At 61.2% G+C, this 25,340-nt stretch carries 23 protein-coding genes; all 23 read right to left on the bottom strand.

Translation table 11 applies throughout. The features are described from left to right. Positions 1–15: 15 nt before the first annotated feature. Positions 16–762, bottom strand: coding sequence for a class I SAM-dependent methyltransferase (locus KF814_01660; GenBank protein ID MBX3234833.1), 747 nt, complete (start codon positions 760–762; stop codon positions 16–18). Next, entirely contained in the window at positions 759–1,361 is a 603-nt protein-coding gene (locus KF814_01665; protein MBX3234834.1) for a class I SAM-dependent methyltransferase, read from the bottom strand. Before KF814_01665 ends, KF814_01660 begins: the two co-directional genes overlap by 4 nt. A 1-nt stretch (position 1,362) precedes the next feature. Further along, entirely contained in the window at positions 1,363–2,121 is a 759-nt protein-coding gene (locus KF814_01670) for a glycosyltransferase (GenBank protein MBX3234835.1), read from the bottom strand. Positions 2,122–2,133: 12 nt separating this feature from the next. Next, positions 2,134–3,255: a glycosyltransferase family 4 protein gene (locus KF814_01675; GenBank protein ID MBX3234836.1), complete on the bottom strand. Its 1,122-nt coding sequence runs from the start codon at positions 3,253–3,255 to the stop codon at positions 2,134–2,136. Continuing rightward, the gene (locus KF814_01680) at positions 3,252–4,523 is read right to left on the bottom strand and encodes a DUF2029 domain-containing protein (protein ID MBX3234837.1); all 1,272 of its coding nucleotides are present in this window, start codon (positions 4,521–4,523) and stop codon (positions 3,252–3,254) included. The genes KF814_01675 and KF814_01680 overlap by 4 nt, the downstream gene beginning before the upstream one ends. Before the next feature lie 40 nt (positions 4,524–4,563). Beyond that, entirely contained in the window at positions 4,564–5,430 is an 867-nt protein-coding gene (locus KF814_01685) for a class I SAM-dependent methyltransferase (GenBank protein MBX3234838.1), read from the bottom strand. Then, positions 5,417–6,532, bottom strand: coding sequence for a glycosyltransferase family 4 protein (locus KF814_01690; GenBank protein ID MBX3234839.1), 1,116 nt, complete (start codon positions 6,530–6,532; stop codon positions 5,417–5,419). Before KF814_01690 ends, KF814_01685 begins: the two co-directional genes overlap by 14 nt. Continuing rightward, entirely contained in the window at positions 6,529–7,512 is a 984-nt protein-coding gene (locus KF814_01695) for a glycosyltransferase (GenBank protein MBX3234840.1), read from the bottom strand. Before KF814_01695 ends, KF814_01690 begins: the two co-directional genes overlap by 4 nt. 15 nt (positions 7,513–7,527) lie before the next feature. Then, the gene (locus KF814_01700) at positions 7,528–8,562 is read right to left on the bottom strand and encodes a glycosyltransferase (GenBank protein ID MBX3234841.1); all 1,035 of its coding nucleotides are present in this window, start codon (positions 8,560–8,562) and stop codon (positions 7,528–7,530) included. Beyond that, positions 8,556–9,737 carry a glycosyltransferase gene (locus KF814_01705; GenBank protein MBX3234842.1) on the bottom strand — a complete coding sequence of 394 codons (1,182 nt, stop codon included), beginning with the start codon at positions 9,735–9,737 and terminating at the stop codon, positions 8,556–8,558. Before KF814_01705 ends, KF814_01700 begins: the two co-directional genes overlap by 7 nt. Positions 9,738–9,761: 24 nt before the next feature. Further along, positions 9,762–10,502, bottom strand: coding sequence for a class I SAM-dependent methyltransferase (locus tag KF814_01710; GenBank protein MBX3234843.1), 741 nt, complete (start codon positions 10,500–10,502; stop codon positions 9,762–9,764). Positions 10,503–10,516: 14 nt separating this feature from the next. Then, the gene (locus KF814_01715; GenBank protein MBX3234844.1) at positions 10,517–11,287 is read right to left on the bottom strand and encodes a methyltransferase domain-containing protein; all 771 of its coding nucleotides are present in this window, start codon (positions 11,285–11,287) and stop codon (positions 10,517–10,519) included. Then, positions 11,284–11,949, bottom strand: a complete 666-nt coding sequence (locus KF814_01720) for a methyltransferase domain-containing protein (protein ID MBX3234845.1) — start codon at positions 11,947–11,949, stop codon at positions 11,284–11,286. The genes KF814_01715 and KF814_01720 overlap by 4 nt, the downstream gene beginning before the upstream one ends. Further along, positions 11,946–13,079 carry a glycosyltransferase family 4 protein gene (locus KF814_01725; GenBank protein ID MBX3234846.1) on the bottom strand — a complete coding sequence of 378 codons (1,134 nt, stop codon included), beginning with the start codon at positions 13,077–13,079 and terminating at the stop codon, positions 11,946–11,948. Before KF814_01725 ends, KF814_01720 begins: the two co-directional genes overlap by 4 nt. Positions 13,080–13,095: 16 nt before the next feature. Further along, positions 13,096–14,538 carry an oligosaccharide flippase family protein gene (locus tag KF814_01730; protein ID MBX3234847.1) on the bottom strand — a complete coding sequence of 481 codons (1,443 nt, stop codon included), beginning with the start codon at positions 14,536–14,538 and terminating at the stop codon, positions 13,096–13,098. An 8-nt stretch (positions 14,539–14,546) separates the two neighbouring features. After that, positions 14,547–16,016, bottom strand: a complete 1,470-nt coding sequence (locus tag KF814_01735) for an O-antigen ligase family protein (GenBank protein MBX3234848.1) — start codon at positions 16,014–16,016, stop codon at positions 14,547–14,549. Positions 16,017–16,079: 63 nt separating this feature from the next. Next, positions 16,080–18,212, bottom strand: coding sequence for a polysaccharide biosynthesis tyrosine autokinase (locus tag KF814_01740; protein MBX3234849.1), 2,133 nt, complete (start codon positions 18,210–18,212; stop codon positions 16,080–16,082). A gap of 35 nt (positions 18,213–18,247) precedes the next feature. Further along, positions 18,248–19,048, bottom strand: a complete 801-nt coding sequence (locus KF814_01745) for an SLBB domain-containing protein (protein MBX3234850.1) — start codon at positions 19,046–19,048, stop codon at positions 18,248–18,250. Between the two features lie 9 nt (positions 19,049–19,057). Continuing rightward, entirely contained in the window at positions 19,058–20,056 is a 999-nt protein-coding gene (locus KF814_01750) for an HD domain-containing protein (protein ID MBX3234851.1), read from the bottom strand. A 28-nt stretch (positions 20,057–20,084) separates the two neighbouring features. Beyond that, positions 20,085–20,312 carry a hypothetical protein gene (locus tag KF814_01755; GenBank protein ID MBX3234852.1) on the bottom strand — a complete coding sequence of 76 codons (228 nt, stop codon included), beginning with the start codon at positions 20,310–20,312 and terminating at the stop codon, positions 20,085–20,087. Between the two features lie 269 nt (positions 20,313–20,581). After that, on the bottom strand, positions 20,582–23,110 hold the full coding sequence (locus KF814_01760) for a ComEC/Rec2 family competence protein (GenBank protein MBX3234853.1): 2,529 nt from the start codon (positions 23,108–23,110) through the stop codon (positions 20,582–20,584). Between the two features lie 26 nt (positions 23,111–23,136). After that, positions 23,137–24,486 (bottom strand): phosphoglucosamine mutase, encoded by a 1,350-nt coding sequence (locus tag KF814_01765; protein MBX3234854.1) that lies wholly within the window; start codon positions 24,484–24,486, stop codon positions 23,137–23,139. Continuing rightward, a complete protein-coding gene (gene folP / locus KF814_01770; GenBank protein MBX3234855.1) occupies positions 24,479–25,288 on the bottom strand; it encodes a dihydropteroate synthase in 810 nt (269 codons plus the stop codon). The genes KF814_01765 and folP overlap by 8 nt, the downstream gene beginning before the upstream one ends. Between the last annotated feature and the right edge of the window lie 52 nt (positions 25,289–25,340).

Consider the following 25,340-nt stretch of genomic DNA (forward strand, 5'->3'; position numbering starts at 1 on the left):
GGAACACTCCACAGACTAGGTGTTCTGCGCGTGCGCAAGACACAGGAGGGACCCGCCGAAGGGAAAATCGCCTCGGCGAAGCCACCAACGCTCGCTCGCAAATATGCGATTTAAGGCCGTATTGATTGTAAAAGGGATCGGTCGTACGTTCGAGCGGAATCGGTTTTTCGGAACCATGGTTCGCTCCCAGAGAATGGTTCCCGCCATGATCGGAAAGAGCCAGGTATTGAAATACGTGGCCCGCTTCACAACATACCCGGCCTGCTCGATCACCCGCCGAAGATCATCCCGTCGATAGCGACGGCGGTGTTCCGACACATAGTCCTCGCCGCTCCACAAGAACGGGTAGGCCGGGACGGTCACAATGAGTGCCCCATTCGGTCGCAGCAGGGATCGGATCGCCGCCAACATGGCGCCTTCGTCATCAAGATGTTCGAGCACATCCAACAGGAGCACCAGATCGAATTGCCTCGGAGCGAAGGGCAATGCCGTCAGGTCACAGCGCAGCACCCCCGACGAACCCTGTGCACGACGGGCATTCAACGCCAGCGACGAACGGTCGGCAGCGAACGTCTTCACTCCCGGCCATGACTGCTTTACGGGACTGGACACTCCGCAGCCAAGATCGAGAACGCGTGCCCCTTGGCTTCCCCGTTCCATGAGCGCCTGTTTCACGATCTCAGTCAGGATCGCGCGTCGACCGGCATACCACCAGTGGTCATCGGCGGAAGCTGTCATCCGTTCATAGGCCTCCGCCTTCACGAGGTTCTCCTCCCCGATTCGATGACCGCCAGCAATTCGCGTCCTCCGGCAATCGGGACACACTCGACGGTTGGGAACAGTTCCAAAAGCCCGCGAAATGCCGCTTCATCCAACCGATCCGACATGGGATGCGTCCCGGGATCCGTCAATTGGCTTGCGAGCCAAGCTATCCAGTGGTTGGCGCTGGCTGCGAGGTTGCGCACCGGCTCCGCGACGATGACACGAGAGTTCGCTGCGCGGACCATGCGGCGAAGAAAGCCCGCGTAGTCCGGACCGAATTGATACAAGCTTCCCTGCAACACCACCACGTCGGCCTTCGGAAACTCCCCTTGTCTTAGATCGCGGACCTCAGCCGGCACATCACAGCGATGCGCTTCCTTCACGAATGTCGGATTGAGGTCGAGCCCCAAATACTGGACGACGCGGCCACTCAGATAGCGCGAGTAGAGGCGTCCATCGGCACAACAGAGCTCGACGACCGAGCTGCCTGGCTCGATACGTTCCGATACAGCCGCCAGCCGCGTGGCATAGCAACGTCCGTACAGACCCCTCATGGCCCCATGGTAAATCGCACTGTGCCAATACAGGGGACTGCGCATCTCAGAGACGACCTTCTGCTGTCATTCGCCGCTTGAATGAACGCATTGCGCGCCAATAGCCCAAGGCATCGCGCCAGGGCCGTACCGTCGATGGGCGGATGGTTTGACGCACGAACAGACAGGGAATTTCGATCACCCGCAGCTTGGCCTGGTATACCGCCGCCATGATCTCCGTATCCCAGAACCATCCCTGCGACTCCACATGGCTCAGGAGCGGGACAATTGCCTCTCTGCGGAAAAACTTGAAACCGGTTTCCGTGTCTTCGAAGGGCAAGTGCAGGTAGCGTCGCACCAGCTGTCGATAACCGAGGCTCAGGACGTTGCGGACCATATCGTCCACTCGAAAGGGGACACGGTAGACGCGCTTGGCGGTCGCCACATCATAGCCCTCCTTGTCCATAGCCAGAATCATCGAGGGAAGGTACCTGGCATGGACTTCAAGATCGATGTCGAGAAACCCGGCATACCGGCCCCTGGCCAGGTGCAACCCTTCCATCACAGTCCCTCCCCGCCCGATGTTGCTCCGGTGCCGGATCACCCTCGTGTCCGGACGATCGGCAAGGAGACCATCGAGTAGCCGAGGCGTCTCATCACGGCTGGCATCGTCGATTGCGATCAATTCCCAGCGATACGACGTCTGTCCCATGATCCACCGGAGATCACGGAGACTCTGTTCCAGGATCGGTGCCTCGTTGTAACAAGGCACGATGACGGACAGGTCATAGTCGTCACGCCGGTCTGTCCGTGGGGGCCTCGTCACGATCTGGCACTCCTAGGCGGCATCCTGTTGTCTTCGACAGAGGGTCTGCTCGAGCACATCCAACACCCGTTCGCTGGTTTCTGCGGCAGTAAACGCCCTGGCGCGCGCTAACCCTAGCTCACGAAGCCTGGTTCGGATCGCTTCACTCGACAACCCCTGCTCGAGTGCCGACTTGATCGACTGCGGATCTTCGGGGTTAAAGAGCAGCCCGGCGCCTTCGAGAACTTCCGGGATAGCCGTCCGATCAGACGCTGCAACCGCAGCCCCGCAGGCCATTGCCTCCAACACAGGAAGACCAAACCCCTCGCAGAGCGACGGCAACACGAAGAGACTGGCCCCACTGTAGATGGAAGGCAGGTCTGCATCCTGGATGAGACCGGTCAGCACGAGCCGCTCGGCAAGGCCCAGATGTTTCGCCAGACGTTCGATCTCCGGCCGATTTGCGCGATCGCCGCCCGCCAACACCAATCGATAGCGTGCCCGCAAGGATTTGTCCATCGAGGCATAGGCCTCCAACAGGCGAGACAGATTCTTGTGCGGTTTGAAGTTTCCTACGTAGAGCACATACGCGCCGTGGAGTTGGTAACGATCGCGCTGCGACTGACTGAGCGGCTGCGGAGTGAACTCGGGAGCGAGGGCCACGGGCACCACCGTCACCTTCGAGGGCGAGACCTTGAGAAGGTCGATGATGGCCCGTTTAGAATAAGCGGAGTCCGCGATGATGGCCGAGGCCTGCCGCGCATAGAGCTGCCCCAACTTCGCCATGACGACATCATGCAACGGCTTGGCTTCTCCCGGATACCCGATGAAGAACAGGTCATGAATTGTCAACACGACCGGGCAATCGCCGATCAACGGGCCCTTGTAGTAGGGAGACAGAAAGATGGAAACCCGATCGCGAGCCAGCTGTCGCGGGAGCATGACCTGGTCCCACCACTGCGTCCAACCTTGGGAGATGTGCACATACCGTACGGCCACGGGAACCTCCTCGGGACGACCATCGAGATCGCCATACAGCGTACAGGCCCACCCGCGGGAGACCGCGGCCCGCAGAACTTCCCGCAGATACCGGCCGATTCCGGTCCTGACGCCGGCGCGCAATTCTCGCCCGTCGATTCCAAGGTGCATCGTCATGCGGCACAGGCCTTTTGCTGCCAATCACGCTGGGTAGACTCGCGCCGCCCGACCGCGCGCAACCGCTCGCTCAAGATCCATAGCAACAATCCCAGGCCGATGGTCTTTCCGGTCATCACAAGTGAGCTCAGGCCGTGGTGCAGCGAAGGAAACCGCTCGAACGAATACCGGCCGCCCAGGAGGATCAACGTCCCGCACAGCAGGACCCAATCTCGTCCCGTGAATTCCTGGAGCGGTGCGGAGAGAGCCAGCAACAAGAGCGGCAGCAACAGCACGGTGAAGTGGTGCTCCTCGGACATGGGAGAAATCAGCAACACGGCGGTCAACCCGATTCCCCAACTCCAATCCAGCCGATAGCCGCCCCGTCCCTCGACCGGACGAGTCACGACGGCTACCCACAAAAGCAACAGAGCCGATCCCGTCAGCCACAGACCTTCGGCCCAGAGTCGCCCCTCCGCCGTGTCCCCGAGAAGCCGATACAGCACAGCTCGGGGAGCCATGTTCATCGACCAGGCCGCGAGTTCGTCTGAGTAGCGGGACACCTGCTGGACATAGTGGACAAAATGCTCCGTCCCGAGTTGCATCCAGGCCACTGCCGTCATGGCGCTCAAGGCCAGCATTGAACGGACCGCCGCCTGCCGATACCCCATCCACCACAAGAGCGGAACGAGCAGACCGAATTGAATCTTGTTACTCACCGTGAGCGCCACCATGATGCCGGCCAGCCAGGGCCGATCCTCCCGCAAGGCCCACCAAGCCGCGGTCGCCAGCCCTAGGATCAAGAGATTGGTCTGGCCCAGAAACAGCGTCTCCCTGATCGGCTGATAGGTCAGGACGATCAGCCCGGCGACCAACACACGAATTATCGATGCTTCGTGATGGCGACCGATACAGAGCCAGAACGACCCCAAAAGGAAAGACTGACTCATGGCCATCCACAGCCAAGTCGAAGGCTCATAAGACAATCGGGTCAGCGGCACCATCAAGAGATAAAAGACCGGCGGATACACCGGTTCGCCCGCAGCATGGACGAGCCGCCCTACCTCTCCCAATTGACCCAACAGGTCGGCATCAAACAGACCCAGGTGCCTGGCGGCTGCCGTGGCAAAAATGTAGTAGTGGGCATAGTCGACGAAGTCCGATTCCATCAGCATCTTGGCGGCATCGTGCAGGTAATTGAACAGACAGAGGGTCAGGACAAACCCCGCGAGGAGCAGCACATCCAAGCGCTTTGGCTCCGACACTCCGGCTGCCAACCGTTCGGGCATTGCTGCGCCTCCGAACACCTGTCGGCGGGAGCGGCGGCGGCTATTCCTCAGATGCTGCACGCTGTGTTGAAACATAGTTATCCTCTTGATCCGACGGCATCGCCGTCGGCTTCCTCGCGACAACTAGCAAACCGATTCCCCAATTGACTCCGGTCAGGCGATACCACGCATGAGCCAGACGGTTGACCGCTCGCTTCGAAGGCACGGTCGCAGCCCCCTCGTCGAAGCCGGTCCTGATCTCGGTGAAGCCGGCCTCTGCCAACAACCGCACCAACGTGGACTCCGAAAAATGGTACAGATGCAGCTCACGTTCGTCTGCCTCGTACAGCGTCGGCCAACGCAGACGGCCCGCCGCATAGCCCACGCGGAAGATATAGTCGTTGACGTTGGGCGTCGCCAGGATCAGCCAGCCCCCCGGCGTGAGCAGTCGATTCATTTCACGTGCCATCCGCATCGGATCGCCCGCATGTTCGATGACATGCCAACTCGTCACGACGTCGAAGCTTGAGGCGGGAAACGCCGCCTCCCACACTTCCCCCTGCGAGAGCTGCACGTCCTTCGAGCGCTCCACGGCATTGCGGGACAATTCGGTGCCGACCACGCGCCAGCCGTGCTTCTGCGCCGTTCGGAGAAACGTTCCGTCGCCGCAGCCGACGTCCAACAGACGCCCGGCTGTTCCCGCTACCTCGTCCACCAAGTCCGCCCGCCGTTCCCACATTCTGCGTCGCGCCGATCCCTGCGCCTGCCAGGCCTCGTAATAGTCGTCTTGATAGGCCGCTTCGATGACTCCCCGAGAGGGCACCGGGGTTACGAAGACAAGGCCGCAGCGGCATTCCACGACGCGAGTAGCCCCGTGCCGCTCACGGGTCTTCCAGGTCGTGCCGCCGCAGAGATTACACCGCTGCACAGTAGACCCCGCTCAGCTCCGTATAGAGCGATTCGATCCGTGAGACATGCCGCTGCAGGCTGAACCGCTCTACCGCTCGGCGCCGTCCGGCCTGACCATACTGTCGGGCCCGCTCCGGAAGCACGAGGAACGACTGCACGGCTTGGGCCATGGCGTCCGCATCGGCAGAAGCTACCAGCACACCAGTCTCTCCATCCGAGACGATTTCGGGCACACCTCCGGCATTGGTCGCCACGACCGGCTTTCCCATCGCCATCGCTTCCACGACGACACGCCCGAAGTGTTCGCCGAACGAGGGCAAGACAAACACATCCGCCAGCGACAACAACGGGCGCACGTCCTCCACCCAACCGGTGACATGCACCACCTTCGCCAGACCGAGTTCGTCGCGGCGAACCGTCAGTTCTTGGCGCAATTCTCCGTCCCCGATCAACAGCCAGTGAATCGAGGGGTCGCGCCGATGGAGCAAGGCAGCCGCTTCTAACAGTTTCCCGTAGCCCTTGTACGCCACGAAACGCCCGACGCTCACGATGATTCGATCGGTCTCCGTCAGTCCCATACTCGCACGGAGCCCCTCTGGCTCCGGCATCGGGGTGAATCGTTCGGTATCGATACCGTTGTGGACTCGCGAGACATTCCGGCCACTGGCCCATGCAAATCGTCCCTGCACGGCATCGGAATTCACAACGATATGGGACGCCATCCGATACAGGACTCGGTCCAGCCACCCGTCGGAATCGGCCACCCGCACATGCCAGATCGCAGGCCTTCCAGCCAAGCGAGCGGCGAGGCCGGCGTAGACCATGGCGCGAGACCCATTGGCGTGCACGAGGTCCACGCCCCGATCCGCGATCACGGCCCGCAACCGGTTCACACTTGTGATGAGTCGATTCCCGGCCCGGTAGGGTGACGGCATGGGAACCACCTCGCTGTGCAGGCCGGCCTTCCGTGCCTCTTCCGCCACGCGCCCCTCTTCGGGCACCACAAGCAACGGCAGCCACCTTGATCGGTCAAGACCAGCCATCAACGACAAGAGGCTGATCTCGCCGCCGCCGACGATGTCCCCGTGATTGGAGACATACAAGACCCGACCGGAGCTCATGCCTGCCCTCTCGACAGGACGAAGCGCCATCGTCCCAACTCGTTCCCGATATCCATTGTGAATTTCACCGCCGGCACCAACCACCAGGCGGACCGATGCGAGGGATATCGACGAGCGAACCGGAATCGCCACAACATCGCGCCGTAATAGAGGGCGACAACGACCGGTAGCGCCATGAATGCGGGAGGCACGACGCTGCCGAGCAGGAGGAGTCCCACGGCCCTGAGGGTCCAAGAGCTGCGCAGCAGGTACGACGAGAAGCATCGCCACTCGACGCGCCTCGCCATCGAAGCCATTTCACTGAAACCCCGTCGCATGAACCAGCGCAATACTCGGTCGAAGCGATCCCTCGTCCGGTGATAGACGACGGCATTCGGCTGATACCGGCACGAACCCAAGCGCGCGACCCGTTCCGCTGCCAAGGCATCCTCGCTCCCGGCCTGAGCCTCTTCAGGAAACCCTCCGACCTGTTCCAGCGCGCGGCGCCGATAGGCACAGTTGCAGGTGGAGAGATGACGGGTCGGGACGACCTGCCCTCCCGATTCGTGAAGATAGCGGAGGCCGCCGCCGGGAAATCCCAGGATGTTCTCCGCATAGCCCACCGGCCCGCACCCTTGCACCGCGACGGACCCGGCCACCCCCAACACATCGCCATCAGCGGCAAACGGCTGGATCAACGCCTCTGCCCAACCCCGTTCAGCTCGGCAATCGTCGTCCAAGAACAGCAAGAGTTCTCCCGTCGCCGTCTTCACCCCGACATTCCTCGCGTAACCGAATCCCCGTCCTGCGCGAGGCAGGTGGACATACCTGGTTCCATCAACCGGCTTCGGCTCGTCCGCTTCCTCCACGACCACAATTTCGGCGGTGCTCCCGATCGGTCCCGATCGACGCACCGATGCCACCGCCTGCTCCAAATCCGCGTGGCGATCCATTGAACACAGGATGATTGAGATCGTCTCTTGATCGTGTTGCTCCGACATGGTCGACTCGCGTCGCTACAAGCAACAGGTCCGATACTGGATCGAGCCGCTCCAACGCCCCGCGGTCATGGCGCCGGCTTTCAGCAACAGCATCCAGGCAAGTCCAAAAGCATCGAGAAGCGACACTTGGACGCCGGCGCTCTTTGCTCGTTGCACGCAGTCATAGGCCAGCCAGCAGAGATAGAGGGGCAATAGTGCGATGAGCGGACGAATCAGGATGGCCGACATGAGCAGCAGGGCCAGCTTCTTATCCGGCGAAGCCACGTCGATCCAACCCGGCAGCGGAGCCCAAGACCACTCCACCGCTTTCCGCGGAAATTCGAGCCAGAGGCCGGCCGGGTGGTGGCGGTGCAGCAAGTAGGCATGGCCCCGTCCGAACCCATAGGCCTGGCGGAACACCCCTTTCACTGTCGCTCGATGGTGATGGATGACGACCGCGTCTGGCTGATACAGGATCGCGGCACCCTCACGATAGAGTCTGGCGCAGAGGTCGTAGTCTTCGCCGTAAATAGTCTTCCCTTCATCAAACCCTTCCAGCTTCAACAACAGCGACCGCCGCACAGCCAGGTTGGCCGTGGGAAACCCTCCGGACCAGGGCGTCCAGGCTCTGTAGACCAGCGAGCCGCCAGCTGTTTGCAAGGTATAGAGCGAACTGAACAACTCGCAGAAGGAACGATCGAAGACTCCAGTGACGCTCCCAGCCACCGCGCCGATTTCCGCTTCGGCAAATCCGGCACCCACATGCCTCAGCCAATCCCGGCGGGGCGCGCAGTCCGCATCGGTAAACACCACGAGGTCACCGGTCGCTGCGCGGATGCCTGTATTCCTTGCGGCTGAGGCCCCGAGCGTCCGTTCCTGCAACACGATGACCGGCAAGGGCCGCGGCGTCCGTTGAAAGGCACTCAACAGCTCCGGCGTCCGGTCGGTCGAACCGTTGTCGACAAAAATAATCTCCGCGGGAGCCGGGTTGAGCTGATCTAAGGCCGCAAAGCAGGCCGGGAGAGTCCGTTCTCCATTCCTCACCGGAATAACGATCGAAAGCGTCAGCATGCGGCCGCCTTCGGTGAGAGCAGATCGTGATAGAGCGGTTCCAGCGGCCAGAGGCAGCGCGGCCAGTCATATTTGATTTCCACGAGATGTCGTGCCGCCCGTCCGAACCGTTCACGGTCCGCCTGGCTGGCCAACAGCGTGTGAATCGACTCGATCATGTTCACCGTGGTGTCCTCGACGAGCAGGTCACGACCCGGCTGCGCCTTGATGCCCTCGATCCCGGTCGGCGTGGTGATCACCGGCAATCCGTTCGCCATGGCTTCCAAAATCTTGGTTCTGGTACCGGCCCCCGTGAAATGGGGCGCGACATAGACGGTCGCTTCCTGGAGATGCGGCTGCATATTCGGAACAGCCCCGGTGACGACGATGCCGTCGCGCGCCAGTTTCTTGATGCGGGGGTCGGGGTTGCGGCCGACAAGTCGCAACTCGAGAGTGGGATAATCCCGCTTCACGACCGGCAGGATTTCGCTCGCCAACACCATCGCCGCATCTACGTTGGGCTCAAATCCCATGTCGCCGCTGAACAACAGCAGAGGCTTCGTCATCCCATAGTCGCGCTTGGGCACAATCGCTTGGCAATCGACGCCGTTGGGGACGACGAGTACTCGCTGCGTCGGCCTTGCCCGCTCGCACCGAGCCCGGTCCTCATCCGACACCACCAGGAGGCAATGCGTCTCCGGCCAACAGAATTTGTCGAACAGCCCGAACTTCACCAGCCGTAGTAACTGTCGCGGACGGCTGACTCCGCCGGTGCCATACTTGAGGGCCCGGAGCGGCCCTTCCAACCCATAGGCCCAGACGTCAAGGATCAAAGGAATGGCGGCGCCGCTCGGGATATAGGGAATCATCGCCGGCTTCTCCAACTGCACTGCACCGTAGCGGCCGCTTCCCAATCGTTTCTCCACCACGGTGGCCAGGGCCCTATCTTTGACATAGGGGCCTACCCGGGTCAGCCGATCGAGAAAGCCCGGTCCCTCGACCGGCACGAACTCCATCTCCGAACAGACGCCCTGCAACAGCCGTGTGGCTTCCTCGACTCCGTCCAATGCCGGCGCAACGAGATCGACCTCGAAATGTCGGCTCAGAAATCGCAGCAGATGCAACATCCGCAGGGCTCCACCTCCATGCCGATCGGATGGGGGCGCCGGTGCGAGGAACAACAGTTTCGTAGTCATGACTGATCCACCTACCGCCTGGCGCTACGCTGCCTTGGCCCCGACGACCAGCGCAACCGACCGCTGTGTGCCCGTCCAGTCGATCGCCGCTGCGTCAACTTCTGTGCTGGGCATCCACAGTCCGGCCCTGCTCACGGCATATTCAATCCGCTCAATCGACAGAGGCGCGATCAGCTTTCGCAAGCGCGCCTGGTCATAGACCCGCATCCAATCGTTCGTCAGTCTTCGGCCATAGGGCACACTGATCAGGGCCTTGCCGCCAGGCTTGAGAATCCGCGCCACCTCTTGGACCGCCACCTGGTCTCCCACGTTCGCCTCCGGCTCACCATAGTGGCCGATGCCGATATGCTCGATCACCGAGACGGCCAACACCGCAGAAAATGTCCGATCGGCAAACGGAATCTGCATGATGTCGCCTCGAATCGATCGCAGTCCCGGGTGGGCGTAGGGATAGGGATTAAAGTCCATGCCGACTACCTGATAACCGCGCGAGGCCAATGCGATCGGCAGGCGGCTGTGGCAACAGCCCAGATCGAGTATCGGTCCGGTCACGCCGCTCAGATGCTGGAAAACGAAGGGATATTCGACGACTCGCTCCGTGGTGACCATGCCGGGCTCAAAACAACGCCTCAGCAGGCCACGTACGCGAGAGGCGATGAATTCCTTCAAGCCGGGAAAGGGATCCAAGAGTCGCACGACTCTCCGCCACTTGAATTGAAATTGCGGACGATACGTTCCCGCCGGTTCGATGTCATCGTGTGCCATGGACGACGATTCCTTCATGAGCGTTTGACGGCCGACGCAAAGTAATAGAAGCCCAGCCATTCGGCGATCCAGGTCCGATCGCAGGCCCGCCACCAACGTTGCGTGCGCCCCACGGCCCGCACTTGAGCCCTGCGCAGCCGTTCGGAACGTGACAGGATCGGCAAATACGGCGGGACCACGCCGGCGGGGAACACATCGACCCCCGAGAGCCCCGAGTCTCGCAACATGGCCCGGATCTCCCCGGCCGTGAACGAGCGCTCGTAGAACTCGGCCTCCGAAGAGGAACCGAGCCTGCGTTTGATCCGACCGACCCAATCCAGCGATCGAAACAGCGAAAACTTCTTGGGCACGATGTCCGAATAAAACAGCCCTCCGGGCTTTAGAACCCTGACCATCTCCCGAACGATCGGGCTGGGATCCGGGAAATGTTCCAAGAGCCCTGTGGACAGCACGATGTCCTGGCTGTTGTCCTGAATGGGCAATTCCGTCCCCTGCGCCGCAATGAACGATCCCGGCACGCGCAAATTCCTATAGTTGGCTTGCGCAGATGTGAGGGCATTCGTCGAAAAATCCAGGCATGTAGTCCGGAAACCAGCCTGCGCCAACCAACAGGACAGTCTCGCGGATCCACAACCCACTTCCAAACTCCGGCCCCCAGTCGGCAACAGCGCCTGAAGGTAGCCGAATTTAATGCGGTCGAGAATCTGGGTCATCGTCACGGCCGTGGCCGTTACCTGCGGTCCTCCCCAGTATTGTTGCCAGAACTGTCGCTCCGGCTGCGTCATCCGACTCTCCAAAGCAAAAACTTGTAATCGGCCGGGGTCCCGATCACCGCCCATTCTCGAAATCGTCTCACGACGGACTTGAGTCGTCCGATCGGCGACGTCTCTCCCGACACGTCGGTTTCATACACGCGCTGCCAGGCAAACCCTGCCTCTCGGAACCGGGCGGTCCAGTACTGCATCGGTTGCACATTCACGTGCGACGGGTCACGCGTCGCGTTCGGATGCTTCGGATGGCAGATCTTCACATAGGCACGGCCCTGTACGTTCAGGATCCTCCCGATCTCATTCAAGGTCAGGAGCGGGTCTCTCAGATGCTCAAAAAGGTCCAACGCCGTGACCAAATCGCACGAGGCCGATCGTAGCGGCAGTGCGGCAGAGACGTCTCCCACAAGGAGGCGGCCTTTCAGCGCCGGTTCGCTTTGCGAGACCGCGTACCAACTCACGTCCACCCCAATCACCTTTGGTACCCCGCTGTCACGCAAGGCCGCAGCAAAAAATCCTTTGGCGCAGCCCAGATCTACCGCCCGTCGTGGGATCGCCTGACGGCAGAGATACCGCGCCGTCCGGAGCGCCGTGGGATAGATCAGATCTCGAGTATGAGGGGGACTCTGTCTGCGGCTCCCCTCGAAATACTCCCGATCGTAAAAGGCTGCGGGATTCACTGAGCCACTCCACGATGTACCGCTTCGAACAGAGTTGACAGCTGTTGTGCGCTATGGGCCCAGGAGAATCGTGCGGCCTGCTCCCGGCTTCGTCGGCCCAAGGTCTGCCGCAGCTCGGCATCGTGCGTGAGCCGCACCAATTCGTGCGCCCACACGTGCGGGTCATCGGGATCTACCAGCACCCCCGCATCCCCGACGACCTCAGGCAAAGCCCCCGACCTGGAGGCCAACACCGGCAGCCCCTGCTCCATCGCTTCGAGCACCGGCAGCCCAAACCCTTCATAGAGCGAGGGAAATACGAAGCATTCGGCTGCCGCATAGAAGTGCGGCAAATCCGAGTCCGGAACGAACCCCACTACCACAATGTCCTGTTTCACGGACGACGCCTCGATACGGGCCAACGTTGCGCGTCCCCATTCCGTTCCCCCGACCAGCACCAACTTGGCCCGAACCGTCCCCGTCGCTTTTGCTGTCTCGAACGCTTCCACCAGCCGACTCACATTCTTGTGCGGCCCCATGGCACCGACGTACAGCATGTACGGCCCCGTGATTCCGTATTTGTTCAGAACCGTCCGACTACGTACCGACGGTGACACCGCCCCGTTCAGCGACTGTCCTGGGTAGATAACGGAGATACGCGCGGGCTCTACCTGCAGCAGGTCCGTCAGGTCACGCGCAGTCTGCTGGGAAATCGCGATCAGCCGGTCGGCCTGCTGGCAGAGCCGTTCGAGTTTCTCTCGGAACCGCCCATGCTCCGGAAACAATGCCGGCAGCCGCAGCGGAATCAGGTCGTAAATCACCGCAAGTAGCTTCCCTCGCGTCAGGACCGGCCCCATCAGACAGGTGTCGAGGTAGAGATCGAAGCGCTTCCACAGGGTTCCTCCTGCCGGAAATGGGCTGTGCATGTGTTCCCACCAAAACGTCAGCAAGCGATCCGGCGTCCCAACCTCCGTCACCGGCGCCAGTTGCCGAAGCCGCGAGAGGCCCGCATGTTGTCGCCAACTCCGCCGCAACACCAATTCCACGTCGGAGGCGCCACGCGCGGCGCAGAAAGCCGACACCAGCGGCGAGACATACCGGCTGATCCCTCCATGTCCCAGCAAGGGCCCCGCGTCGATTCCGATCAGCATGGTTCAGCGGTCTCCCCTATGCCCGTGCATGGCCATATACGGATTCCCGGAACCGGCCGACCAGTTTCGCAACATCATCGGCGGTGGCAATCCGCAGGAGGAGCGTCAAAGCGGCATAGCAAGACACGGCTCCGATCGTGGCGGACACATCGCCCCACGGACGTAAGGCCAACAACAGCACGGCGCTGCAGAATGTCGCGACTCCGGCCGCCAAGATCGTATGCACAGGGGGCGCGATGCGCCATCGATGGTGCAGCAACCCCATGCCTGAGACGAGGAGTCCGGCTTCACAGACCACGGTCGCCATCGCCGCGCCTTCCCCACCCCAGCGAGGAATGGCCCACCAGTTGACGCAGACATTGACGACAAATGCGACCAAGAGACCGATCATCCACCAACGTTCGAGTCCGCGCGCCTGCAGCGCGATCGCCACGGGAGCACAGAGCCACTTCGCGGCGGCGGCCCAGGCGAGGATCGACAACATGGAACCGGCTGCGGCAAAGTCCGCACCATACAAAGTCGTCAGCAGCGGCCGAGCAAGCCCGCTGAATGCCAACGCCAAAAGGGGCGCCACCACAAGAAACAGCCGCTGCACGCGTTGATACGTGCCGGACGGGCCGGTCTTCGCTTCCTGGACCAGATACGGAAACAAGGTCCCCGCCGCTGAAGACCCAAAATTCACCACCATATTGATTGGCTTGTAGGCAGCACTATAAAGGCCGACCGTTCCTGCCGCGCTCAGTTGGCCCAGCAACACCAGGTCGATCCTGCTGTAGAGACTCTGCACGATGGCCCCGCCTCCGAACGGAAACGCCTGCCTCAGTAGCTCGCGAAAGGAACAGTGAGGCCCGTCGTGCGGAGGAAGAAACGGCCCCGCAATCGCCCGCGCGATGACATTCGAGGCCGCAGCCGTCACCACATGCACCACCAGGAACGCCGTGACCGACCCACCGAAAAGAGCCGTTCCCACGATCAAGAACGTGCCTCCGCTGCCGGTGATCAGTTCCGCTACCGCCAAGCGGTCATAGCGGCTACGCCCGCCCAGCACGGCCAGGTAGGGCCAACTGAACGAACCGACCGTGAGTTGCAATGCCGCCAGCGCGGCATAGCTCACCGGCACCAGTTGTCGCGGCAAGACCGCAGCCACACCGACGACGGCCAGGAAGACGAGTCCCGCCAACATCGCCTGGGTCCGGAGCGCCGTCTTGAAAAATCCAAGGCTGTGATCCGGATCCTGCGCGATCGCCCTGGTGATCACAGTCGTGATGCCGAGATTCGGCACCAAGCCGAAGAGCGCCGCCAATCCCATCGCGTACCCATATTCGCCCAAGGCCTCGACGCCCAGTACGCGGGCAATCACGATCGAGTTGACCAAGAGGAGCGAGAAGCCGGCGACACGGCCCACCAACAGAATCGTCGTCACACGGGTTAGGGACGCCAGCTTACGATCGGTACTCATCGCGCAACCTAGAGAGAGCTCCGCCGTGCCGAGAATCCAGGCAAGAATCCCGGCATCGGCATCCGCGGCGCGAACTGCGGAGCCGCCGGCCGTTCGGCATCCTCCCCTTCGGCCTCGGTCTTCCGCTGCTGCAGCAGCAGCCCCTTGACTATGATCCCCGCGTAGAGCCAGAACGGCTCCATGATGCGCACGATGATGAAGGTATTGGACCCCACCGCATGCACCAGCAAACCGATGAAGCCCATCACAAACCCCAACGTCAGTCCGGTCATGTAGGGATCCCGAAAGGTGGCGAAGGCCCCCATGCTTGTTCGGAAAATGGCCCAGAGCAATGCGAAGAATGCACAAATCCCCAGTAATCCTGCCTCCGTGAGCACGCGTGGATACATGGCATCCATAAAGGGTCCGCCTGTCACCCCCATGCCCCAGAGCGGAGACTTTTTCCAGACGTCCACCGAATGTTGCCAGGATCTCAGCCGCTCGGACGTGGACGTATCGACCCGCATCCGTCCCACATTGATCTGCCCTTCTTCCTTGGGTTGCGTGAACGTGTACAGCACCCGATCCACTACCGCCTTCGGCGCCACAATCGGAACGGCCAACACGCCCATCAACAAGAGCGACACCAGTACGGGACTCCGGCGGCGCAGGATCAACAGAAAGCCGATCGTGACCACGCCGGCGGCGAGGAACGACGCACGGGACAGCGTCGCCTGGAGCGCAATGCCAGCCAACCCCATCAAGGCCATATAGGGCCACTTGGTGGACAGAGCGTTGGGAGTGGCCAACAGTCCGGCGATGATTGCCATCATGAACACGAGGTAGCCCCCGAGCGTGTTGGGCTCGCCATCGCGACCTTCGAACGGCGCGGACACCCGCTCTCCGCCGGGGATCTGGGAAATGGCGTACAGCGCAACCAAGGCACAGGTGATGAGGCTCGCCATAACGAGATGTTTGATCTGCCTGTCCTCCTTCAACAGGTTCACGGTCATGAAGTAGAGGAAGAAATACTCGTAGTACTTCAGCAGAAAGAACATGCCGCCCATCGGCTTTACGCGGCCGAAGAGAATCCCGATCAACGTGGCGAAGATACAGGCCACGACGTACCACGTGATGGTCCTGTTGAGCGGCGTGCGGACGAATACCTTTTCATGTTCCGAGCTGGCCGCCCGGGCCAGCCAGCCGAAGCCGACCAGCATGAGGAGAAAATCGTCGAACCGCAGCGTCACGCCGCGGCCCAACGTCGTACCCCCGCCCATGCCCCCGACCAAAAACTCCGGCCCCAGGAGCATCGAGAACACCAGCAAATAAAGACCGGTCTGCGGAGAAATGAACGCGATGAGGAGCGGGAAACCGCCGGCCAAAAGAATGAGGCTCGAGCTTGCCCCTTTGAGCGTGAGGAAGAGGGCGAAGGGAATCGCCGCGAGCACAGGAAACAGCGCCACCGACCAATGAATTCTGCTTGTCGGGATCCGCACGATCAGGGGTCTCCCACTGCCGTCTCGGCCGAAGGCGCCGACTCGGCGCCTGGTGCGGACCGCTTACTTGTACTCGTAGCGGTACATGCCCGCTTCCGGCGTGATCTCGGCGCGCACGTTGGTGAGCACGACGCCCAAGGTATTGGCCTGGGCATGGTCCAAGAGAAACTTGGCCCGCTTGAGCGCATTCCGCCCGATGCGTCCAACCTGATACACCAGCACGGTCCCGTCGACGCGCGAGCTGATCGCCACCGCATCGGTCACGGGAAGGATGGGCGGCGTATCGAAGAGCACCATGTCGTAGTCTTCCTGCATCTCGGCGATCAGCGCCTTGATCCGGTTCAGATTCATGAACTCGCTCGGATTACCCGTGGCCGACCCGCTCGTGAGGATGAAGAGGTTGTCGAGGCCCGGCGTGTCCAAGACCCGATCCACACCCATCTGGCCCAACATCAAATCCGTCACCGAACGGACGGAGTTGCGCCATGACATCCCGCCGACCAGCGTGTCGACCAGGCCGGGTTCACGATCCAGCCCCAATCGCTGATGCACGATCGGCCGTCGCAGGTCCGCGTCCACGAGCAGGACCCGTTGCCCTTCCAGGGCCAGCGTCACGGCGAGGTTCACGACCACCGTGCTCTTCCCCTCCCCAAGACCGGCGCTGGTAAACACCAACGACTTGAGCTTCCGATCCATACTGGCGAACTGAATGTTGGTGCGCAGTGATCGGAGGCTCTCGGACAAGACCGACTTGGGATCGACCAGACAGATGAGTTTGGAAAAGTTTTCCACCATATCCGGCGGCGTCTGAGGCGGCAAGACGGCTGCCGCGGCCTCGACCAGTTCCTCATTGTCGAATTGGGGAATGACGCCGAGGACCGGCACCTTGAGAAATTCTTCGACCCCCTCGATCGTCCCAATGGACGTATCGAACGATTCCCGCGCAAATGCGAGCACGACGCCCAGGAACAGCCCCATCAGCGAGCCCACCACGAGATTCATCTCGGTGTTAGGAGCATTGATCGGGCTCGAGGGGGTAATCGCAGGCGTAATGACCGTCACTTCTTCGATCTGTTCCGCGCTCTTGATCTGCAGTTCCTGATGCTTGATCTTCAAAGTGGCGTACAGGTCGGAATTGACCTTCACCTCGCGCTCAAGCCGCGCCAGTCTGATGGCGGATTTCGGGAACGCCAAGTAGCGCCCGCGATAGCGGTTGATTTGTTCCTCGATACCCCGCTCACGCCCTTCCAGCGTCGCCACCTTCGATTTCAGCTCCCGCTCGATTTCCGCCTTAACGTTGGCGATCTTGCGGTCCACCTCATGCACGGTCGGATGTTCGGAGGTGTAATTGATCAGCAATGTCGACCGTTCGTGGTACAGGTCGAGCAACTTACTGTTCAACACACCCAACAGCGACGTGCCCTCTTCGGTGAAAATCCGCTGCACGGGCGTCGAGGGATCGGGCCGCTTCAACGACTGGATCTGTTGCAGGGTCTCATGCTTGAGGCGAGACACCAGGTCGAGGTCGCTCTCCAACTTGCTGAACATTTCCAATGCCGTCTTGGCCTCTTCATCCAGAAACACCTGCCCTTCGCGTTCTTTGAAATTGCGCAGGGCATCCTCGGCGGCGCTGAGCTTCTCCTCCAAGTTCGCGAGTTGTTCTTCGACGAACCGTCGCGACTCCATGACCAGTCGGTTGCGCGCGGCGATATTCTCGACCCGGTAGGCTTGCGCCACGGCGTTGGCCATCTTTTCGGCTTCCGGCGGATCGTTCGAGTTCGCGATGATTCGAATGATGCTGGTGTCTGCTTCCCGTTCCGTCCGGATTTGCTGGCTGAGGTTGTACACCGTATGGAGATACGCAGCCGACCGGCGCACCTCCGGCGACGGTTCGCTCTCCACCAACGTAAATTCCTGCGCCACACGCTCCATGACCGGGAAGCTCCGAATGAACTCGGTCTGTGTGCTCAAGTCGTTGCCCTGCGATACCGACAGGGACTCGATCAGTTGCTGGGCCACCGTCGTGCTGCGATCGAACTTCACCCGCGCCGCCGCCTCGTAGATTGGAATCGGCTTCAGGGCCTCCGTGAAGCCGAATGTGAACAGCGTGACGAGCAACGCGGCAAGACCGATGAGGTACTTGCGCTTCTTGACGATCAACCAGTAGTCGATGATGTCGAGTTCGTATTGAGCCATCGGTTCGCCCTTTGCGGCGCCTCGCGCCGGCACCCTCAGCGGATGACCGCCCCCGGAAAGAAGGTCGGAATTATGATGGCCGGGTAGAACGGCGCCAGCGCCGCCCCGACCACCGGCGTGATTTTCTTCGCCGCTTCGGTCGCATCGCCCAGATGTTCCCGTGGGACAAAGACAATGTCGTTCTCTTCCAGAGCCAGGTTTCTGCTCCAATCGCCGTAGGTATAGAGCCGCGACAAGTCCGCCGTGTAGACTTCCGGATGTTGGAGATTACCGCGCACGACCCGGATCTCCTCCAGTAAGGCCGTTTCGTTGTAGCTCTCCGCCGCGGCCACTGCCTGCACGACCGTCATATTGCGCGGCATGGGATACATGCCGGGTTTCTTCACGTCTCCGAACACAAACACTCGCTTCACACGCAACGCCTTCTTTTTCAACGTCACCTGTGCACGGGGCTCGCGCATGTAGGGCGTGAAGGCTTCCTGCACCTTCGCCTCAGCCTGGCTTGCCGTCAGACCCGCCACCTGTACCTCGACGAACGCCAGCGAGGCCCGCCCCGATTCGCGCACTACGCTGGCAAATTTCTCCTCCCCGGCCCCGCGCCTGATGACGACATCGAGGCTATCGCCGACATCGATGAGCGTATCGACGGTGGGCACGGTCTCATCCACGAACACATCTCCCTTCGGTAAGGGAGGGAGAGGCGCGCTCGCTTCGGAGATGGCCGAGGGCGGCAAGGTCGACTGCGCGGGATTCCGGCAGCCCTCCAATCCCGACACCAGCATCACCCCCATCAGCACGAGACGTGCGAGACTGCATTGCCCTATCCGTGTCAGCATAGGCTGTCCTCAGTTCGTTTCCAGTGGCCGTAGCACTTCGACGATGTGGAGCGTGGAGGACTCGCTCAAATCCAAGACCTTCGCCGGCCCTGCGCCGGCCGCCTGATCAATCGAAAGCCGTGGGCGGAGCGGATACCGTTGATTGAGTTGATTCACGATCCCCACTTCGCCGGTATTCAGGCGGACCATCGTACCGAGCGGATACAGCGACAACTGGTCCACCAACATCTTCAGCATCTGCAATGAGAACAGGCTCTTGCTCTTCACCATGAGTTCACGCACGGCAAAGTGTGGAATCATCTGACGGCGATAGCTCCGTGGGTTGATCATCGCGTCGAGCGTATCCATCAACCCGATAATCTGTGCATGTTCGTGGATCTGCCCGCCCCGCAACCCTTGTGGATAGCCTTGCCCACACCAACGTTCATGTTCCTGCGACACCACGGTCGCCAACCAATCAAACTGAGTTCCCAACGCCGTGAGGACCTTCGCACCCTGTTGCGGATGCAGTTCGAGTTGTTGCCGTTCGGCAGGCCCGAAGGCATCGGGCTTGGCCAAAAGAGTTTCCGGCAGGGTCCACATCCCGATGTCATGGACCAGCGCAGCCAGGGCCAGCCGTTCCAACGTCACCGGATCGTACCGAAAGCCGATCCCGACCTTGACCGCGAGAATCGCGACATTGATGGGGTTGTGGATCAGGGGCCGCCCTAAACGCCCCTTGAACACCTGCTGCAGCAGTCCGTCTTCCCGCTGAACCGTTCGCGCAATCTCCCCGGCAATAGGAAGTAGGCGGTCGAGCGAAACTCCAGACTGAGTCCGCACGGCCTGTGAGAGCACCAGCAGTTCCTGCTCCGCCCGCTCAAACAGCGGGGGTGTGACGCTGGAGGTTTGGGCCCCCGGCGGCTGCATGCCGGGCTCCGAACCGGCTGATCCAGGCCGTGAGTCGGCTCGTCCAGGCCCATTGCCTGATTTGGCCTGCTCCCGCACGATGTCCGACAGCCGGGTCACGATTGGATCTCCCCTGCCTTGCAATAAGTCACAAGCGAGCCTTCCCCTGGTGTTTTCCCTGAGGCTTCCCCGCTTCTCTCCCCTCACCGTTGGTCTGGCTATGCCCGTTCACCGGCCGATACTCAGGCTTTTGAAGTTCTCGTTCCAAGACGGCTCGAATGAACCCGCTGGTCGTATATCCACGCTGTTTCAACTCATCGAGTCGGGTCTTCAGATCTTCCGGCAATTGAATGACGATGCGAAGCAGTTTGGCCATGATTCCACACGCAATTAGACAAAACTTGCCTAGTGATGCAGATGCTTGCATGTGCTATGCCTTGCTAGCATCATGGCTTTTCCGTGCAATTGTGATGACTTATGCAATCAAGCCGCGGCACAGCCCGTCAAAAACGACAACTTTGCGACATTCGATGGCGGGATATGTACGAAACCGGCCGAATCGGGTAAAGACAGGAACGAACGGACCGTCGGGAAGAACATGCTGTTCAGAAGGAGTCCGAGGTAGGCCGGAAGACGGCGGGGAGCTTAGAGCCAATTCCATCGTCGCCAGAGTTTGATGACATTCTCCCACTCGGTGGAAGGGAGAGCTGCCCTGAGCGTCACTGAGTGGAGTTGCCACTCCTCCATGCTATGAACTTGCATCCGGTCGCTCGCGAGATCCAAGTCCACCCAAATGGCCCCCTGCCGATCGGTGCGATGCACCTGCGCCCCCACGGACTGATAGGCCGCCAACACTTGGCCGGCCGGGTGTCCATAGCTATTGTGTCGGCCGGCTGACACCACTGCCACCTCGGGTGTCGCGGCTTCGAGCCAAGACGTCTCCAGAGAATTGCGGGAACCGTGATGCGGCACCTTGAGCAGGGCCAGCGAGCGGGTCATTCCGGATTCTTGCAGGCGCGCCAACCCTTCCCGTTCGATATCACCGGTAAAGAGCATGCGGCGCTGGTGGCAGTCGAACTCTGTGACGACCGATTGGTTATTCAATGACGCCGCTTCGCGGGCCGAGAGCAGCCGACGATCAGCCGGCGGGTTGAGAAATGTCACCTGGCAAGGTCCAGGCACCACCACCCCGCGATCCGGGGATGCGACGGTCAGCTTCACGTCTCGCCGGGTGGCCGTATGATCGAGCCGTTGCCAGAATTCCTCCTCCCGCGTCATCCCGTTCGTCCAAAAGGTCCCGACCGTAAAATGCCCCAACACCCAGGTCAGTCCTCCGACATGGTCCAACTGCGGATGTGTACCGACGACGTGGTCGAGTCGGCGAATGCCACGGTTCCAAAGAAAGGGCGCCAACACCCCACGGCCCATGTCGAAACGTTCGTACGCCGCGCCGCCGTCGATGACGAACACGACCTGCGAGGGCAATTCGATCACGGCGCTGTCGCCCTGACCCACATCGAGAAAGGTCACGCGCACGCGGTCCTGAGAGGGAAATGGCCGCGGCGACCACAACCACCAGACCAGCAAGAGCGCCATACCGAAGACCATCGCAGGACGCCTGGGGTCGGACCGCTCAGCGGCCAACCGACGAAGGAATCCGAATCCCAGCAGGTAGAACAGGGCCATCGTTGGGAGGCTCGGCGCCGCCACGAACCATTCCGCCGCAGGCAGACCGGCCATCCAGCGAACCACTTCGATGAGCCCATTCGACAGCCAGGCAATCAGGTCGGTCCCAAGCAGCATCGGACGCTCGAGTGCGATGGTCCACACAGCGGAGGCGAGACAGATCGGTAAAAGCAACGCACCCACAAATGGGATCACGAGCAGGTTGGCGAATAGCCCCAGCCACGGCACTTGATTGAAATAAAATGCCACCAACGGCAGGGTCGCAACGGTCACGTAGCAGGTCACCCGAAGCGACTCACGAAGCCACTCGAGTGCCCGCCCCCTCCATGGCCGAACCGACTCCACCGGCGTGTCCTCGTCGATGCTCCGCTCCAGCACCAAAGCCAAAACCAACACCGACCCATAGGACAGCTGGAACGAAATGTCATACAACGCGGACGGATTCGCGAGAAGCGTGATCCCCGCGGAAGCAGCAAGGGCATGCAGAACATAGCGGGGATACCCGAACCAGACCGCAAGGAGGCCGACGGCGATCATGAGGCACGAACGAATCGTCGCGGTCTCTGCCCCCGCCAACAAGGTGTACGCTACGACCGGGATGAATGTCGCCACCGCAGCCAACCGGCTCGGCGCAATACGTCGAGATAGTGCCAGCAACGCCGTGACGGGCAATCGACGACATAGGCTCCGAATGAGTCCATAGGTGAGCAGCGCAATCAGGCCAAGGTGTGAACCGGAAATCGATAGGATGTGCACGGTGCCGGTGGTCATGAACCATTCCCGAACGTCGACCGGCAGGGTTCCTTGCTCACCGATCGTCAGACTGAGGAAGAGGCTACGCGCCGGCTCCTCGAGCGAGGCAGCGGCCGAACGAACAGTCCCCCGCCATCGCTCAAGCAAGGTTGGAATGAACCAGGCCGACGGAGCCGCTCTTTCAACCACATGGACTGCGCCGGGACCAGACACGGTCGCCACGGCATCGATTCCCTGGCCTTCCAGATACGCAGCATAGTCGAACCCGCGCGGGTTGAGGGTCCCGGATGGAGCGCGCAGCATAGCCCGCGCTCGGATATACATGCCCTGAAACAATTCCATATCGGGATCACGCCAGGTCATCCGCAGCTTGAAAGGGCCGGAAATGGCCGGGTCGTCCGTTCGGATTACGGACACCTCCATGGTCACACGTCCTGGTGCATGGCGCACGGAATGCGAGATGGGTCCTTCGATCCAGGTTGTTGACTTTCGAGGGTAATCAGGGATCGTCAGGGAGTGAGTTCCCCAGCTGAAGAGCACCCAGTAGAGCGTGCCTGCGAAGAGACCGGCGAGAAGCGCCGCCCCCCTGCTTGCCGGAAGCGTGCGTCGGGATTCACAGGCGAGGACAACGCCGGTCGAGACAATCAAACAGCTCAGAACCGTGACAGGAAAGTACTGGAAGTACGAACCGAGAGCGAGCCCGAGGATGAATACGAGGGTGACGGCCGGTAACATCCGACGCCCGTGCCGACTGCGCCGTTTCAGCCGATGCGGGCGCGCACGATCTTAGCCAAGTGGTCGGCGACCTCGCGAATCGTCGAGTCCCGTTCGCCTTCCACCATGATGCGGAGCAGCGACTCGGTCCCCGAGTACCGCACGAGGACCCGTCCGCTGCCGTTCAGCTTGGCCTCCCCGGCCTTAATCGCCTGCTGAATGTCCGGAATCTGATTGAGATCCGGTTTGTGTTTCACCTGCACGTTCAACAGCACCTGCGGGACCGCAGTCATGGCCTTGGCCAACTCGGACAGCGGCTTGCCCGTGCGCTTCATCAACGAGAGGATTTGCAGGGCGGAAATGAGCCCATCCCCGGTCGTATTGTGATCCAGGAAGATAAAATGCCCGGACTGCTCCCCACCGAAATTGTACCCATCAGCCTGCATGCGCTCCATCAGGTAACGATCGCCGACCGGCGTCCGGACCAAGTTGAGTCCGGCCTTGTTCAACGCGATTTCCAGTCCGAAATTGCTCATCACGGTGCCCACGACGGTTTTTTTGTTGAGCTGGCCTTGCGCGTACATATCCAGCCCCAACGCCGCCATGACATGGTCGCCGTCGACCACCGAACCCTGCTCGCAGACGAAGATTGCGCGGTCGGCATCACCGTCCAACGCCACGCCGACGTCGGCTCCTTGTTCGCGAACGACTTCCTGCAATCGTTCCGCATGCACGGCCCCGCAGCCGGCATTGATGTTCATACCGTCCGGCTTGTCCCCGATGACGTGGATGGTGGCGCCCAATTCGCGCAACACCGCCGGTGCGACTTTGTAGGCGGCGCCGTTCGCGCAGTCCACAACGAGCTTGATGCCCTGGAAGTCGAGATCTCTCGGCAAGGAGCGTTTCACGAACTCAATGTACCGCCCTTCGGCATCGTCGATCCGGTAGGCCTTCCCGATCGCGTCAGCGGTGGGACGTAGATGCTTGATTTCGTCCGACACGATCAACTGTTCGATACGGGCTTCCAACTCATCCGGTAACTTGAATCCGTCGTTGGAGAAGAATTTGATGCCGTTGTCCTGATAAGGATTGTGCGACGCCGAGATGACGACACCGGCATCCGCACGAAGACTGCGGGTCATAAACGCAATCGCCGGAGTGGGCATCGGCCCGACCAACAGCACGTCCACACCCATGGAACAGATTCCAGAAATCAGTGCGGATTCGAGCATGTACCCGGACAGCCTGGTGTCCTTGCCGATGACGATCTGGTGGCGACCGGCCCGACGCATGAAAATGTGAGCGGCTGCGCGCCCAAGTTGCATCGCCGTTTCGCTGGTCATGGGCTCCAGGTTGGCGACCCCGCGAACCCCGTCTGTACCGAACAATTTACGCATGAGACACCTGAGAATGGGAGTGTGATCGTTGTGCAATGGCCGCGGCGACCATGGCTGCTTCACGCATCGCTCGCACGTCGTGAACCCGCAGAATCTGGGCGCCCCTGAGAACGGCCGCCGCGACCGCGCCGGCTGTACCGTAAACGCGCTCCTGCACCGGTTGGTTGACGATGCGGCCAATAAAGGCTTTGCGGGAGACACCGATCAGGAGCGGATGGCCAAGCTGGGTCAACATATCCAGTTCCGCGAGCAGCTGAAGATTATGCTCTTCGAGCTTACCAAAACCGATGCCTGGGTCAAGCACGATCTGCTCCGGCTTGACGCCCAGAGCGATGGCAGCCGCCGCACGCTCGCGAAGAAAATCCGCCACCTCTCTGGTGACATCTACGTACGATGGATTCCGCTGCATGGTCTGGGGAATCCCCTGCATATGCATCAGGACCGCCCCGACCCCTCGTTCCGCAACCAGGGTCGCCATGCGAGGATCTTGCCGAAATGCGCTCACGTCGTTCACGATGACCGCGCCTCGCTCGATGGCCTGACGCGCGACGCCTGATTTGGTGGTGTCAACGGAAACAGGGACGGGCACGGCCGCATGCACCGCTTCCAGTACCGGCAACAGCCGGCGGAGCTCCTCCGCTTCGTCGATGGGCGAGGCCCCAGGCCTGGTCGATTCAGCACCGATGTCGATGATGTCCGCCCCTTCCGCTTTCATCATGGCGGCCCGTGCAACGGCCTCCTCAACCGTGGCAAAGGCGGCGCCGTCGGAAAACGAATCAGGCGTAACATTCAGAATGCCCATGATGAGCGGACGCGCCTCAAAGTGAAACGTGTGGGGGCCGGCGGTCCAGAGG

This window comes from Nitrospiraceae bacterium (genome assembly GCA_019637075.1).
Classification (GTDB): Bacteria; Nitrospirota; Nitrospiria; order Nitrospirales; family Nitrospiraceae; genus JAHBWI01.